Origin of the sequence: Rudaea cellulosilytica DSM 22992, assembly GCF_000378125.1 — a bacterium.
Taxonomy (GTDB): domain Bacteria; phylum Pseudomonadota; class Gammaproteobacteria; order Xanthomonadales; family Rhodanobacteraceae; genus Rudaea; species Rudaea cellulosilytica.
Window position 1 is genome coordinate 212,005 of sequence record NZ_KB899242.1, and the last position, 14,081, is coordinate 226,085.

A 14,081-nucleotide genomic window follows, 5' to 3' on the forward strand; every position below is an offset into this window, starting at 1 on the left:
GGTTCTTTTTTTGCGCGGCGGAAAACGCGTCCCGCCGCAACACGTCTGTCATATTAAATATACTTAATAGTATGTAATTGCCTTGACAATCATTGTCTAGGCAATATTATTGACGCATGCAAAAGACACCTCCCCTCTGCGGCATACGCGACGACTCCAGCTTCCCGATGCTGATCCGCCAGATTCGCGACGGCCTGCTGTATCAAATCGAACGCCAGCTCGTCGACAGCGGCTTGGCGATCAACTACAGCCAACACCTGGTCGTGAAGATCATCGCCAAGAACGGCCCGCAGATGCCGGGCGACCTCGCTCGCTACCTCGACCACAACGCCGGCGCGATGACGCGCCTGCTCGATCAGCTCGAAGACAAGGGCTATGTCCGGCGCAAGCCGCATGCGCAGGATCGCCGCGCGCTGACGATCGAGCTCACCCCGGCCGGCAACGAGCTGTGGCGCAAGATGAGCCAGTTCATCGAGCACGCCCAGGAGCTTGCCTTGCACGACCTTAAATCCACCGACCGCGCCAAGCTGTTCGACCTGCTCAAGCGCGTGCGCGACACCCTCGACAAAACCCCATGAAGTCCACCAGCGAAAAGGATCGCGCTATGCGTACCCTCGCCCTTTCTCCTCTTCTGCTCGCCGCGGCGATCACGTTGGCCGGCTGCGCCAGCACGGGCGGGCTGCACACCGATGGCACGCCGACCGACACCGCCGCGCTGCACGGCGAGCGCAGCTTCGCCAAGATCCAGACCACGCCGGCTGCGTGGCCCGCATCCGACTGGTGGACCAAACTCGGCGACGTGCAATTGGACGCGCTGATCACCGAAGCGCTCAAGAACAACCCCGACCTCGCCAGCGCCGACGCGCGCGCGAAAGAAGCGCAGAGTCAGGTCGCCGCGCAGAACGCCAAACGCTTGCCGACGGTCAACGCCGCGGGCAGTGTCGCGGGCGTGTATCTGCCGACGACGGCGGTGCCGGCGCCGATCGGCGGCTCGTTCGGCACGTATCCGGCGGTCTACGCAAGTTTCAGCTGGAGCCTCGACCTCTGGGGCGGCAAGCGCGCCGCGTGGGAAGCCGCGCTCGGCCAGGCGCGCGCCGCCGAGGTCGATGCGCACGCTGCACGCCTGACGCTGTCGGTCAATGTCGCGCGCGCTTACGTGCAGCTCGGCTATGCGTTCGCCGAGAAGGACGTCACCGACGCGCAGCTGAAACGCGCGAATGCTTCGCATGCGCTGGTCAAGCAGCGCGTCGCCGCCGGCATCGACAACCGCTTGCAGATCAAGCAGGCCGAAACCGAGGTCGCGAGTGCTGAACAGCAAGCCGCTGTTGCCGACGAAGCGATCGATGCCGCGCGCATCGCGCTCGCCGTGCTGCTCGGCAAGGGCCCGGACCGCGGCCTCGACATCGCGCGCCCGCAAGCGTTACAAGCAGCTGCCCTTGCACTGCCGCCGAATTTGACGGCCGATCTGATCGGCCGCCGCGCGGACCTGGTCGCCGCACGCTGGCGGGTCGAAGCGGCGACGAAGAGCATCGCTGCGGTGAAGACCGAATTCTTGCCGAACATCGGCTTGTCCGCGTTCGCCGGCCTGACCTCGTCTTCGTTCGACAACCTGCTTTCGCTGCCGGCGCGCTTCGCCCTGGTGCAGCCCGCGATCAGCCTGCCGATTTTCGACGGCGGCCGCCGCCGCTCCGACCTGAACAACGCCGACGCGGGCTACGACCTCGCCGTCGCCCACTACAACTCGACCCTCGTGGGCGCGATCAACGATGTCGCCGACAAGCTCGCCAACCTCGGCTCGCTGCAAACGCAGATCGCTGCGCAACAGCGCGCCGTCGATGCCGCACGCGGCGCCTACGAACTTTCACAGCAGCGCTACAAAGCCGGCATCGGCAGCTATCTCGACACGCTGAGCGTGCAACAGCAACTGCTCACTGCCGAACAGCGCGCGGCCGCACTTGCTGCGCAGCAGGTCGATACCTCGGTGCGCCTCGTACAGGCGCTCGGCGGCGGCTTCGATGCGGGCGGTGACGTGCCGCCGGTTGCCGCAGCCACGCCGTAATCCAACGAACAAACATCCCTATTCCCGAGACTCACCCATGAGCACCCCGAACCCCACCACCGAAACCGCAGCGCCGGCCAACGGCAAACGCAAACTCCTGCTGCGCCTCGTCCTCCTGATCGTGGTCGTCGCTGCGATCGGCTTCGGCATCTGGTACTACACGATCGGCCGCTGGTACGAAGGCACCGACGACGCCTACGTCAACGGCAATGTCGTGCAGATCACGCCGCAGGTCGCCGGCACCGTAATCAGGATCAATGCCGACGACGGCAACCTCGTGCACAAGGGCGACGTGCTCGTCGAGATCGACGGTTCCGATGCGCGCATCGCCCTGCAGCAAACCGAAGCCCAACTCGCGCGCAGCGTGCGCCAGGTGCGTGGTTTGTACAGTAATGTCGAAAGCGGCCAGGCCGTGGTCGCCGCGCAGAAGGTCTCGCTCGACCGCGCGCGCCAGGACTACGCACGGCGCCAGGGTCTCGTCGCCACAGGCGCGATCTCGGCCGAAGAGCTCGCTCATGCGCGCGACACGCTCGCCGCCGCCGAAAGCCAGCTCGCCTCGACCCAGCAGCAGTTGAGTACGACCAGAGCGCTCGTCGACGAGACCGTGATCGCCAAACATCCCGACGTGCTCGCCGCCGCCGCTGCGCTGCGCGTCGCCTATCTCAACGACGCGCGCTCGAAGATCTACGCGCCGGTCGACGGCTACGTGGCCAAGCGCACCGTGCAGGTCGGCCAGCGCCTGCAGCCCGGAGCGCCGCTGATGGCCGTAATCCCGCTCAATCAGGTCTGGGTAGATGCGAATTTCAAGGAAACCCAGCTTGCGCACATGCGCATCGGCCAGCAAGTGACGCTCAAATCCGATTTGTACGGTTCGAAGGTCGAGTTCAAGGGCAAGGTGCAGAGCCTCGGCGTCGGCACCGGCAGCGCGTTCTCATTGCTGCCTGCGCAGAACGCCACCGGCAACTGGATCAAGATCGTCCAGCGTGTGCCCGTGCGCATCGAACTCGATGCCAAGGAGCTAGACAAGAATCCGCTGCGCATCGGCCTGTCGATGGCCGTGGACGTGAATCTTCACGATCAGAGCGGTCCGGCGCTTGCCCAGCAGTCACCCAAGGAACCGGCATTCACAACCGACGTCTACCAAGGCCAGATGCAGGGTGCGCAGGCGGACATCGATCGCATCATCCACGAAAACGCCGCGCGCACCGGCAGCGACGTCGCGGCGAAATAAGAACACGGGACTTCTGCCACGGATGGCATGGGCCGCCTGAGCGAAAGCATCGGCGGGTCCGTACCCAGCCGCGCAGTCCGCGTCTAACTCAACTCATTTCAAGATGGCCACCCCGAATCCCATCCCTTTCCGCCCCGCGAATCCCGGCCTGACCACGCTCGGCCTGTCGCTCGCCGTGTTCATGCAGGTGCTCGACACGACGATCGCCAACGTCTCGCTGCCGACGATCGCCGGCAACCTCGGCGCGAGCGCGGACCAGGCGACCTGGGTCATCACCTCGTTCGCAGTCAGCAACGCGATCGCGCTGCCGCTGACCGGCTGGCTCACGCGCCGCTACGGTGAAGTGAAGCTGTTCATGGCCGCGACGCTGCTGTTCTGCCTCGCCTCCTTCCTCTGCGGCATCGCGCCGAGCATGACGATGCTGATCGTGTTCCGCGCGTTGCAAGGCGCAGTCGCCGGGCCGATGTATCCGGTCACCCAAAGCCTGCTGCTGTCGATCTATCCGCCCGAGAAACGCCCGCAGGCATTGGCGCTGCTGGTCATGGTCACGATCGTCGCGCCGATCGCCGGCCCCATCCTCGGCGGCTGGATCACCGACAGCTACTCCTGGCCGTGGATCTTCTTCGTCAACGTGCCGGTCGGCATCTTCGCTGCGCTGGTCGTCTACGCGCAGATGCGCGGACGCAGCGAGCAGACCTTCCGGCCGAAGATGGACTATGTCGGCCTCGCCGCGCTCATCGTCGGTGTCGGCGCGCTGCAGATCGTGCTCGACAAGGGCAACGACGAGGACTGGTTCCAGTCGAATTTCATCATCGTCACGGCGATCGTTTCGGCCATCTCGCTCGCGATCTTCCTGATCTGGGAGCTGACCGACCGCGAACCCATCGTCAACCTGCGCCTGTTTCGCCACCGCAACTTCGCCGCCGGCACGCTTGCGGTCACGCTCGGCTACGCCGCGTTCTTTTCGATCAACGTGCTCGTGCCGCAATGGCTGCAGCGCTATCTCGGCTACACCGCGACCTGGGCGGGCTTCGCCGCCGCACCGATCGGCCTCCTGCCGATCCTGCTGACCCCGTTCATCGGTCGCTACGTCAATCGCTTCGACCTGCGCTTCGTCGCCTCGCTCGCCTTCCTCATCATGGGCATGACGAGCTTCATCCGCTCCGGCTTCTATCTCGAAGTCGATTTCCACAACGTCGCGATGGCACAGTTCATCCAGGGCCTCGGCGTCGCGTTCTTCTTCATGCCGCTGACCCAGATCATGCTCTCCGACCTGAAGCCTAACGAGATCGCCGCCGGCACGGGCCTGGCCACGTTCGTGCGCACGCTAGGCGCAAGCTTCTCCGCCTCGATCACCAATTTCATGTGGCAGCACCGCGCGATCGTGCACCATGCCCAGCTCGCCGAGCACCTGACGCCGTTCGACAGCGACACGCAGCAGGCCGTCGCCACGCTCGGTCGCGGCAACGATCCGGTCGCGTACCGCATCCTCGAACGCATGCTCGACTCGCAGTCGTACCAGATCTCGTTCAACGAGCTGTTCCATCTGCTCGGCTTCCTGTTCCTCTCGCTGATCGTCGTGATCTGGCTGGCGCGGCCACCGTTTTCGGCCAAGAGCGGCGGCGCAGGTGCGCACTGAGGAATTCCGCTCGGTGGGAACGCTCCGACGCCCGCGCTAGACTTGCCTGATGAGAGCGCATGGCACGCTGGCCAAATGGAATGAAGAGAGGGGTTTTGGCTTCATTGCCTCGGGCGGAGCCGAGATATTCGTGCACATCTCCGCTTTTCCACGGGACGGAGTTCGCCCGCGCATCAGCGAGCTGATTTCCTTCGAGATCGAAACCCGCGCCGACGGGAAAAAACGTGCCGTACGGATCATGCGCCCGGCGGTTCGGGCCCTGCGGCCGACATCGCATGCCTCTTCGCGTTCGAAGACACCTCTCGTGGCGGCCATGGGACTCGTCGTGTTCGGAGCGCTGAGCATTTATGCATTCGTTTCGCTCAAGCATCAGCAGCGACCGAATGAACCCGTCGATCCGCCCGCGGCCGCCCGTGCTCTCATCCAGACGCCGGTTGAATCATTTTCCTGCGACGGGCGTACGCGTTGCTCACAAATGAGATCGTGCGAGGAAGCTCAATTCTTCCTTAAGAACTGTCCGAACACCCAGATGGATGGCGATCACGACGGCGTGCCGTGCGAGCAGCAGTGGTGCAGTTGAACGATAGCTTTCCCCGCGAACGCGATCAGTCTCCGGCAGCGTAAAGCAGTGTCTCCTGATCTTCCTTCGGCGGCAGGCGCAGCGACTTCTCGAAACGAAAGCTGAGCTTCTCGAGCAGCGCGATCGAACTTGCGTTGCCCGGTGAGACGATCGCCAAAACGCGCTGCATGTTGAGCGTCTCGCGCGCGTAGGTCATCACCGCCGATGCGGCCTCGAAGGCGTAACCGCCACCGCGTGCCTGCGGCAGGAAGGCATAGCCGAGATCGACATCAGGCAGCATGTCGCGCTTGATCAAACCGCACATGCCGATAGGTTCGCCGCTCGCCTTGGCTTCGACGCAATACAGGCCGTGGCCGTGCTGCGCGTACATGGCCATCGGCCCGTTGTGCAGGTAGGCGCGAGCATCGTCGAGCGTACGCACGCCCTTGTCGCCGATGAATTGCAACCACGCGGGGTCGTTGACCAGGGTGAAAACGAATTCGGCATCGCGCTCTTCGAGGCGACGCAGAACGAGGCGCGGGGTTTCAACGACGATCACCATGCAGGCTCCGCTATGGGGCGAAGCCACACTTTATCGGCTTCGCCCCTTGAGCGACAGCCCACATGCGATTGTCCACAGCGGGAATGCGTCAGCCGTTGAGCGCGCTCATCATCGCCGGCACGTAGCGCGCGCCCGTTGCGGCGTTCGGTGGGAAGATCGCTTCGATCTCGGCGAGTTCCGCCGCACTCAGGGTGACGTCGAGCGCGCCGATGTTTTCCTCGAGCGCCGCCATACGGCGCGTACCCGGGATCGGCACGACATGCGCGCCGCGCGTCAGCACCCAGGCCAGCGCGAGTTGCGCCGCGGTGCAGTGCTTGTCCTTCGCGAGGCCTTCTACCTTCGCCACGAGCGCGAGATTCTTGGCGAAGTTCTCGCCCTGGAAGCGCGGACTCGTGCGCCGGTAGTCGTCGGCATCGAAATCATCCGGGCTCTTGATCGCGCCGGTGAGGAAGCCGCGGCCGAGCGGGCTGTACGGCACGAAGCCGATGCCGAGCCGCCGGGTCACTTCGAGCGTACCCTGCTCTTCCGGATCGCGCGTCCACAACGAATATTCGGACTGCAGCGCGGTGATCGGATGGACTTTGCACGCACGCTCGACCGTCTGTGCCGACGCTTCCGACAATCCGAGATAGCGCACCTTGCCGGCATTGACCAGATCGGCCATCGCGCCGACGGTTTCCTCGATCGCCACATTCTTGTCCACGCGATGCAGGTAGTAGAGGTCGATATGGTCGACGCCGAGGCGCATCAGGCTCGCCTCGCAACTCTTGTGCACGTACTCGGGACGGCCGTTGAAGCCGCGCACGCTCGGATCAGCCGGGTCGCGCATGATGCCGAACTTGGTCGCGAGGAACACCTCGTTGCGACGTCCGGCAATCGCCTTGCCGACCAGCACCTCGTTCGTGTGCGGGCCATAGGCATCGGCCGTGTCGAGGAAGTTGAGGCCGAGATCGAGTGCGCGGTGGATCGTCGCGATCGACTGCGCGTCATCATGCGCGCCGTAGAAATCGCTCATGCCCATGCAGCCAAGGCCGAGCGCGGAAACTTGAGGGCCGTTCGGGCCCAATCGACGGTATTTCATCATCTTCTCCAGATAGTGATGCGGATGCGGATCGCCGCGCCTCAACGTTCCTGGTCGGTCGGTCGCATCAACACTTCGTTGATCGATACGTGCGGCGGACGCGTCACGCAGAACAGAATCGTTTCGGCGACGTCCTCGGCCTGCAATTGGCGCATGCCCTCGGCCCAGGCATTGATCGCCTTCTGCACTTGCGCATGGCCGATGTGTTCGCGCAATTCGGTGGCGACGGCACCAGGTTCGATCACGCTCACGCGCACGCCATCGGCATAGATCTCGCGGCGCAGCGCCTCGGAAAAAGCGACGACGCCGAACTTGGTCGCAGAATAGGCCGCGGCATTCGGATTGGCCACGCGGCCCGCAGTCGACGCGATGTTGACGATGTGCCCGTCCTTGCGCGCGCGCATGCCGGCGAGCGCCGCCTGAGTGGAGGCGATCAGGCTGAGCACGTTGAGTTCGAGCATGCGCCGCCAGCGGCCGAGATCGGCTTCGGCGACCGGCTCGAGATACATGACGCCGGCGTTGTTGACGAGGATGTCGAGCCGGCCGAAATGCTTTTCGGTGTCGGCAACGATGCGCTGCGCCGCATGCTCGTCGAGCAGGTCGGCTTCGAGCACCAATGGCTCGGCGCCGAGCGCGGCCAGCGATTTGGCCAGCTCGTCAAGGCGATCGCGCCGGCGTGCGGCGATCGCCACCTTCGCCCCGGCCTCGGCGAAGGCGAGTGCCGTCGCCGCACCGATGCCCGACGAGGCACCGGTAACCAAGGCGATACGGTCCTGCAAACGCTTTCCCATCTTCGCTTCCTCGCGGATTCTGTTCGTTTACGCCACCTTCTTGAGCGAGGCCATGTCGATCACGAAGCGGTACTTCACGTCGTTCTTGAGCAGCCGTTCGTAGGCCTCGTTGACCGACTGGATATCGATGACCTCGATGTCGCTGACGATGCCGTGCTCGGCGCAGAAGTCGAGCATCTCTTGCGTTTCGGCCATGCCGCCGATCGCGGAGCCGGCGATGCTCTTGCGCCCGCCGACCAGGCTGCCGCCGAACAGCGGTGGGGTCAGCTCCATCAGCGCGCCGACGAGGACCAGATGGCCGTCACGCTTGAGCAGCGCGGCATACGGGTTGAGATCGTGGCCGTTCGGAATCGTGTCGAGCAGGAAATCGAAACTCCTCGCGTGCTGTTTCATCTGTGCCTTGTCGGTCGACAGCAGCACCTCGTCGGCGCCGAGACGCATCGCGTCCCTCGCCTTGTTCGGCGATGTCGTGATCATGACCACGTGTGCACCGAGCGCCTTGGCGAACTTTATGCCCATGTGGCCGAGGCCGCCCAATCCGATCACGCCAACCTTCTGGCCTTTTGCGACATTCCAATGCCGCAGCGGCGACCAAGTCGTGATGCCGGCGCAGAGCAGCGGCGCGACCGCCTTCAAATCGAGCTTCGGCGATACCTTGACGACGAAATGCTCGTCGACGACGATCAGGTCGGAGTAGCCGCCGAACGCAAGTTCCTCGCTGTTGCGCAACTTGGAGTTGTAGGTCCAGGTCGCCACGTTCTCGCAGTACTGCTCCAATCCGTCCGCACAGGAGGAACACGTGCGGCACGAATCGACCATGCAGCCGACGCCGGCAAGGTCGCCGACCTTGAACTTGGTGACATCCGCGCCGACCGCGGTGACGCGGCCGACGATTTCGTGCCCGGGCACCATCGGATACAGCGAGTTGTGCCAGTCGTTGCGCGCCTGATGCAGGTCGGAGTGGCAGATGCCGCTGTAGAGGATCTCGATCTGCACGTCGCGCGGACCGGGCGAGCGGCGCTCGAACGTGAACGGCACGAGTGCGGAGTGGGCATCATGGGCGGCGTAACCTTGAGCTTTAGGCATGGGATTTCCTTGCGGACGGAGAATGGGATGCGGTGCAGTATGCGCGTTTGCCATTGCGCAGAAAAAGGCCGATTCTACGCATGCCCTTTTTAGCCACTCTAATCAATGCGCAACGACCATACTGTCGCATTGCGCGCATTCCGCGCGATCGCCACGCACGGCAGCTTCACCCAGGCCGCGCGCGAACTCGACGTGAGCGCTTCGGCCCTGAGCCAGACCCTGCGCGCGCTCGAAACCCGCCTCGGCGTGCGCCTGTTGCAGCGGACTACGCGCCGCGTCGGCCTGACCGAGGCCGGCAGCGAATTCCTCGCCCGCATCGCCCCAGCACTCGGCGCGATCGACGGCGCAATCGAGGAAATGCAGCAGCGCAGCGGTCGCCCGGCCGGATTGCTGCGCATCACCGTGCCGCCGGTCGCGGTGCCCGTGCTGATCGCGCCGAATCTGGCCGATTTCCTGCGCACCTACCCGGACATCCGCGTCGACGTGCGCACCGATTCCTCGCTCGCCGACCTCGTCGCCGAAGGGCTCGACGCCGGCATCCGCCTGTCCGAGAAACTGCAGCCGGGCATGGTCGCACTGCCGTTGGGCGGGCCACAGCGATCGCTCGTCGTCGGCTCGCCCGCTTACCTGAAGAAGCACGGCACGCCCAAACATCCGAACGAGCTCGACGGACACAACTGCATCCAGTTCCGCTTCGACTCGAACGGTCCGATCTATCGCTGGGAATTCGCCCATCCGAGCGGCCCGCAGCGCGGACGCTGGTTCGAGACCGACGTCTGCGGCAACCTGATCTGCAACGACGCCGGACTGATGATGCAGGCCCTGCTCGACGGTGTCGGGCTTTCGCACGTGATGCAATACACGGTGCGCGAACAGCTCGAGCGCGGCCGCCTCGTCAGCGTGCTGGACAAGTGGCTGCCGCCGTACGACGGTTTTTTCCTCTACTACCCGAGTCGCTACCAGGTACCGCCCAAGCTGCGCGTGTTCGCCGAATTCCTGCGCGCGCGACTGGCCAAGGCAGACTTATCAAGAAAGGAACTCGTCCTCAAAACGTAGCGGGTTCCCGTCTTCGTCCAGTCAAAAATCGCCTGTAACGTCGGCGTCATGAACATCCTGATGCTGTCCGACGTTTACTTTCCGCGCGTCAACGGCGTGTCGACCTCGATCCGCACGTTCGCCCGCGAACTTCGCCGGCTCGGCCACGGTGTGGCCATCGTCGCCCCGCACTATGACGATGCCGAAGAAATGGACGACGACATCGAAGTCCTGCGCCTGCCCGCGCGCAGGATCTTCTTCGATCCGGAGGATCGCCTGATCCGGCGCACGACATTACGCGCAGCCGCTGTGCAACTCGCACGCCGACATTGGGACGTGATCCACGTACACACGCCGTTCCGCGCACACCAGCTCGGCGTGATGCTGCGCAAGCTTGCGAGGCGCCCACTCGTCGAGACCTACCACACTTATTTCGAGCCCTACGCGAAGCACTATTTCCCGTGGCTGCCCGCGGCGCCGCTGCGCTATGTCGCGCGCCGCATTTCGCGCAAGCTCTGCGCCGAGGTCGATCATCTGATCGTGCCGACGCAGCAGATGGACGACGTGCTCAAGCAGTACGGCATCGCCACGCCGGCCACGATCATCCCGACCGGCATCGATCTCGACGAATTCCGCGGCGGCGACGGCGCGCTCTTCCGTCGCGCGCACGGCATCGGCGCGGAGCAACCGGTTCTGGTCACGGTCAGCCGCCTCGCGGCGGAGAAGAACATCGGCTTTCTGCTCGAAGTCACAACAATTTTGCTAGCCGAATTCCCCGATCTTGTCTTCATCGTCGCCGGCGAAGGTCCCGACGCGGAACCTCTGCGTGCGAAAGCACGCGCACTGGGCATCGACAAGCACCTGCGCTTTCCGGGCAATCTCGACCGGCGCGGTGCCCTGCTCGACTGCTATCGGGCCGGCGACATCTTCGTGTTCGCCTCACCGACGGAAACGCAGGGACTCGTGCTGATCGAGGCGATGGCGCTCGGAGTACCAGTCGTTTCGACCGCGGTGATGGGCACGGCGGCCGTGCTCGCCGGCGCGCGTGGCGCGCGCATCAGCAGCGAGGACGCAGACGTCTTCGCCGCGCAGGTCGCCGCGCTGCTGCGTTCGCCCGAACTGCGCACCCAGCTCGCCGCCGCCGGCCGTGACGACGCGCGTGCCTGGAGTGCCCCTGTTCTGATGGGCAAAACCGTGGCGTTGTACGAACATCTGGCGGGCGAATGCCAATCGCTTTCCCACTCTATGCAAGCGGGAAAAACATGACCTTCGCCACGTACGGCTTGCGTCGGCGCACCGCATAATCCGCGTTCGCTTCCATCCGGGAAATTCGATGAAACGCTTGCTCGCAATCATACCGATCGCGCTGTCGCTGCTCGCCGTCGATGAGCTCGCCGCCGAAACCACGAAATACACTGCCCTCGTCAACGGCGGCACGACCAAGGCCGGACACCAGACCGTCACGCGAGACGGCGACGGCACCACCAAGGTCGAGTTCCTGTTCAAGGACAACGGCCGGGGGCCGGAGCTCAAGGAGGAATACAAGCTCGACAAGGACGGCAACTACGCGAGCTATCACGTCGCCGGCACCTCGACCTTCGGCGCGATCATCGACGAGACTTTCGCCCGCCAAGGCGACAAGGCACAGTGGAAATCGACCTCCGACAAAGGCGAGCAGGAAGTTTTCGGCGGCGCACTGTATACGCCGCTCGGTGGCACACCGGACGCCTTCTCGGTCGCGATCGCCGCGCTGGCCAAGCGCAGCGACGGCAAGCTGCCGCTGATCCCGAGCGGCACGCTGACGATGCAGAAGCTCATCGATTCCGAAGTGACCCGCGGCTCCGAGAAGAAGAAGGTGCAACTGCTCGCGCTGACCGGGATAGGTTTTACTCCGAACTTCGTCTGGGCGACCACCGACGCGACCCCGCACATGTTCGCCTTCATCTTCCCGGGCTTCATCCAGCTCGTCGAAGACGGCTGGGAAAGCAACGGCGCCGAACTCGAAAAGCAGCAGAAAGCCGCCGAGAAGGACCTGCTGGTCAAGATGCAGCAGCGCCTCGCCCATCCGCTCGCCGGATCGACGCTGATCCGCAACGCGCGCGTGTTCGACAGCGAGCGCGCCACGCTCGGGCTGGCCAGCGACGTGCTCATCGAGAACGGTCGCGTCATCGATATCGCCGACACGGGCAAAGAAAAGCGCAAAGCCGATCGCACTATCGATGCAAACGGCCGCGTGCTCCTGCCCGGTCTATTCGACATGCACGCGCATACGAGCGCGTTCGAAGGCGGCCTGCACCTCGCCGCCGGCGTGACCAGCGTGCGCGACATGGGCAACGACAATGCCACGCTGCAGGACCTGATCGCGCGCGAACGCGACGGGACTCTGCTCGCGCCCCACATCGTTCCCGCCGGTTTCATCGAAGGCGAAAGCCCGATGTCGGCGCGCAACGGCTTCGTGATCAAGAACCTCGACGAAGCGAAGAAGGCGATCGACTGGTACGCCGAGCACGGCTATCCGCAGATCAAGGTGTACAACTCGTTCCCGAAGGCGATCTTGCCCGAGACGACGGCCTATGCGCACAGCAAGGGCCTGCGCGTCAGCGGCCACGTGCCGGTGTGGCTGCGCGCCCAAGAGGTGGTCGAGCAGGGCTACGACGAGATCCAGCACATCAATCAGGTGCTGCTCAACTTCCTCGTCACCGACAAGACCGACACGCGCACGCTCGACCGCTTCCAGCTGCCAGCGGACAAGGTCGCCGGACTCGATTTTGATTCGAAGCCGGTGCAGGACTTCATCGCCTTCCTCGTCAAGCACCACACCGCGATCGATCCGACCCTGACCACGTTCGACTTCATCCGCCAGAAGGACGGCGACATGTCGCAGGCGTACGCGATGGTTGCCGACCACATGCCGCCCGACGTCAAGCGCGGTTTCCTGCAGGGGCAGATGAAGATTCCCGACGAAAAAACCGCGCAGCTGCACGAGAAGTCTTACGCGAAGATGATCGAATTCGTCGGCCGCATGTACAAGGCCGGCGTGCCGATCGTCGCCGGCACCGACGCACTCGCCGGCTTCACCCTGCAGCGCGAACTGGAACTCTACGTGCAGGCCGGTATGACGCCCGCGCAGGCGCTGCAGGTCGCAACCTTGAACGGCGCGAAGTACTCGCGCGTGGAAGAAGACCGCGGCGTGATCAAACCCGGCTGGCGCGCCGACCTCATCCTCGTCGACGGCGACCCGACGAAGAACATCTCCGACATCCGCCAGGTCGCGCTCGTGGTCAAGGGCGACAAGGCCTATTACCCGAGCGAGGTCTACGAGGCCTTGGGCATCAAACCGTTCGCGAAAGCGGTGACTGTGCAGTAGGCCCCCGAGCGACGATCACCGCGCAGAGCGGCGATCGTCGCCTGCGGATCAGGCGCGGGTCGGGAACGGCTCGCGCCAGGCAGGTAGCTCATTCAGACGCGCGTACCAGCGCGCGATGTTTTCGTGGCCGTCGAGCGGAAGGCGCGCGGCTTCGTAACCGAGAAACATCGCCGCGTGGAAATCGGCAACGCTCAACCGATTCCCGGCGAGAAAGTCCCGCCGCGCGAGATGTGTATCGAGCACCGATGCGAACTGCACGAAAAATTTCGTCGCGCTGTCGATCGCCTGCTCATCGGGCTCGCCGAGACCGAGCGGGCGCTTGAGCGTGCGCTCGAACCAGATCGTCCCGGCATGGCGGTTGAAATGCGCCGTGCTCCAGTTGAACCAGCGCAGGATGTCGAGGCGCATGCGCTCGTCGGCCGGCCACAGGTCCGAGCCCGTCTTCGCGGCGATATGGCATATCACGGCCGGCACCTCCCACAACGTGACATCGCCATCGACCAATGCCGGTACCTTGCCGTTCGGGTCGATTGCGAGATAGTCGGCTTTACGGTGCTCACCGCGCGAAAGATCGACTCGAACATGTTCCACGTCGGCCCTGGTGTACTTCGCCACCGCGCAAGCCACGCGCGGATGCGGTGATTCGAAATAGTAGAGTTTCATGTGCATCG

General features: G+C 64.3%; 13 protein-coding genes. 8 read left to right on the top strand and 5 right to left on the bottom strand.

Annotation, left to right across the window (positions count from 1 at the left end; genetic code table 11):
* The first annotated feature begins 116 nt into the window (after window positions 1-116).
* The 5 genes from F455_RS0110785 (at window position 117) to F455_RS0110805 (ending at window position 5,509) form a co-directional block, all read left to right on the top strand.
* Entirely contained in the window at window positions 117-578 is a 462-nt protein-coding gene (locus F455_RS0110785; RefSeq protein WP_083918913.1) for a MarR family winged helix-turn-helix transcriptional regulator, read from the top strand.
* A 26-nt stretch (window positions 579-604) separates the two neighbouring features.
* The gene (locus F455_RS0110790; protein ID WP_033409890.1) at window positions 605-2,059 is read left to right on the top strand and encodes an efflux transporter outer membrane subunit; all 1,455 of its coding nucleotides are present in this window, start codon (window positions 605-607) and stop codon (window positions 2,057-2,059) included.
* A 37-nt stretch (window positions 2,060-2,096) separates the two neighbouring features.
* Entirely contained in the window at window positions 2,097-3,290 is a 1,194-nt protein-coding gene (locus F455_RS0110795; protein WP_018973300.1) for an HlyD/EmrA/EmrK family protein, read from the top strand.
* A 103-nt stretch (window positions 3,291-3,393) separates the two neighbouring features.
* Window positions 3,394-4,929 (top strand): DHA2 family efflux MFS transporter permease subunit, encoded by a 1,536-nt coding sequence (locus F455_RS0110800; RefSeq protein ID WP_018973301.1) that lies wholly within the window; start codon window positions 3,394-3,396, stop codon window positions 4,927-4,929.
* 49 nt (window positions 4,930-4,978) lie between these two features.
* Complete coding sequence (locus tag F455_RS0110805; protein WP_018973302.1) at window positions 4,979-5,509, top strand: excalibur calcium-binding domain-containing protein; 531 nt, start codon at window positions 4,979-4,981, stop codon at window positions 5,507-5,509.
* 25 nt (window positions 5,510-5,534) lie between these two features.
* Here the strand turns inward: F455_RS0110805 and F455_RS0110810 are convergent, their stop codons facing one another.
* From F455_RS0110810 to F455_RS0110825, 4 genes are all read right to left on the bottom strand, one after another.
* Window positions 5,535-6,050: a GNAT family N-acetyltransferase gene (locus F455_RS0110810; protein WP_018973303.1), complete on the bottom strand. Its 516-nt coding sequence runs from the start codon at window positions 6,048-6,050 to the stop codon at window positions 5,535-5,537.
* A gap of 88 nt (window positions 6,051-6,138) precedes the next feature.
* Window positions 6,139-7,131, bottom strand: a complete 993-nt coding sequence (locus tag F455_RS0110815) for an aldo/keto reductase (protein ID WP_026293287.1) — start codon at window positions 7,129-7,131, stop codon at window positions 6,139-6,141.
* 41 nt (window positions 7,132-7,172) lie between these two features.
* Window positions 7,173-7,922: an SDR family NAD(P)-dependent oxidoreductase gene (locus F455_RS0110820; RefSeq protein WP_018973305.1), complete on the bottom strand. Its 750-nt coding sequence runs from the start codon at window positions 7,920-7,922 to the stop codon at window positions 7,173-7,175.
* 27 nt (window positions 7,923-7,949) lie between these two features.
* Entirely contained in the window at window positions 7,950-9,008 is a 1,059-nt protein-coding gene (locus tag F455_RS0110825) for an NAD(P)-dependent alcohol dehydrogenase (protein ID WP_018973306.1), read from the bottom strand.
* A 105-nt stretch (window positions 9,009-9,113) separates the two neighbouring features.
* On the opposite strand from F455_RS0110825, the gene F455_RS0110830 reads away from it, so the two are divergent.
* From F455_RS0110830 to F455_RS0110840, 3 genes are all read left to right on the top strand, one after another.
* On the top strand, window positions 9,114-10,064 hold the full coding sequence (locus F455_RS0110830; protein WP_018973307.1) for a LysR family transcriptional regulator: 951 nt from the start codon (window positions 9,114-9,116) through the stop codon (window positions 10,062-10,064).
* A gap of 48 nt (window positions 10,065-10,112) precedes the next feature.
* A complete protein-coding gene (locus tag F455_RS20550; protein ID WP_018973308.1) occupies window positions 10,113-11,309 on the top strand; it encodes a glycosyltransferase in 1,197 nt (398 codons plus the stop codon).
* Window positions 11,310-11,376: 67 nt separating this feature from the next.
* Window positions 11,377-13,410 (top strand): amidohydrolase family protein, encoded by a 2,034-nt coding sequence (locus F455_RS0110840; protein ID WP_018973309.1) that lies wholly within the window; start codon window positions 11,377-11,379, stop codon window positions 13,408-13,410.
* A 48-nt stretch (window positions 13,411-13,458) separates the two neighbouring features.
* On the opposite strand, the gene F455_RS0110845 is transcribed toward F455_RS0110840, so the two are convergent.
* Window positions 13,459-14,073: a glutathione S-transferase family protein gene (locus F455_RS0110845; protein WP_020684075.1), complete on the bottom strand. Its 615-nt coding sequence runs from the start codon at window positions 14,071-14,073 to the stop codon at window positions 13,459-13,461.
* Window positions 14,074-14,081 lie beyond the last annotated feature (8 nt).

What these genes read in the sequence shown, in the direction of transcription:
- F455_RS0110840 (WP_018973309.1), top strand. Translation starts at nt 11,377, where the DNA reads ATGAAACGCTTGCTCGCAATCATACCGATCGCGCTGTCGCTGCTCGCC.
- F455_RS0110800 (WP_018973301.1), top strand. Translation starts at nt 3,394, where the DNA reads ATGGCCACCCCGAATCCCATCCCTTTCCGCCCCGCGAATCCCGGCCTG.
- F455_RS0110785 (WP_083918913.1), top strand. Translation starts at nt 117, where the DNA reads ATGCAAAAGACACCTCCCCTCTGCGGCATACGCGACGACTCCAGCTTC.
- F455_RS0110790 (WP_033409890.1), top strand. Translation starts at nt 605, where the DNA reads ATGCGTACCCTCGCCCTTTCTCCTCTTCTGCTCGCCGCGGCGATCACG.
- F455_RS0110810 (WP_018973303.1), bottom strand. Translation starts at nt 6,050, where the DNA reads ATGGTGATCGTCGTTGAAACCCCGCGCCTCGTTCTGCGTCGCCTCGAA.
- F455_RS0110825 (WP_018973306.1), bottom strand. Translation starts at nt 9,008, where the DNA reads ATGCCTAAAGCTCAAGGTTACGCCGCCCATGATGCCCACTCCGCACTC.
- F455_RS0110805 (WP_018973302.1), top strand. Translation starts at nt 4,979, where the DNA reads ATGAGAGCGCATGGCACGCTGGCCAAATGGAATGAAGAGAGGGGTTTT.
- F455_RS0110795 (WP_018973300.1), top strand. Translation starts at nt 2,097, where the DNA reads ATGAGCACCCCGAACCCCACCACCGAAACCGCAGCGCCGGCCAACGGC.
- F455_RS20550 (WP_018973308.1), top strand. Translation starts at nt 10,113, where the DNA reads ATGAACATCCTGATGCTGTCCGACGTTTACTTTCCGCGCGTCAACGGC.
- F455_RS0110845 (WP_020684075.1), bottom strand. Translation starts at nt 14,073, where the DNA reads ATGAAACTCTACTATTTCGAATCACCGCATCCGCGCGTGGCTTGCGCG.
- F455_RS0110830 (WP_018973307.1), top strand. Translation starts at nt 9,114, where the DNA reads ATGCGCAACGACCATACTGTCGCATTGCGCGCATTCCGCGCGATCGCC.
- F455_RS0110815 (WP_026293287.1), bottom strand. Translation starts at nt 7,131, where the DNA reads ATGAAATACCGTCGATTGGGCCCGAACGGCCCTCAAGTTTCCGCGCTC.
- F455_RS0110820 (WP_018973305.1), bottom strand. Translation starts at nt 7,922, where the DNA reads ATGGGAAAGCGTTTGCAGGACCGTATCGCCTTGGTTACCGGTGCCTCG.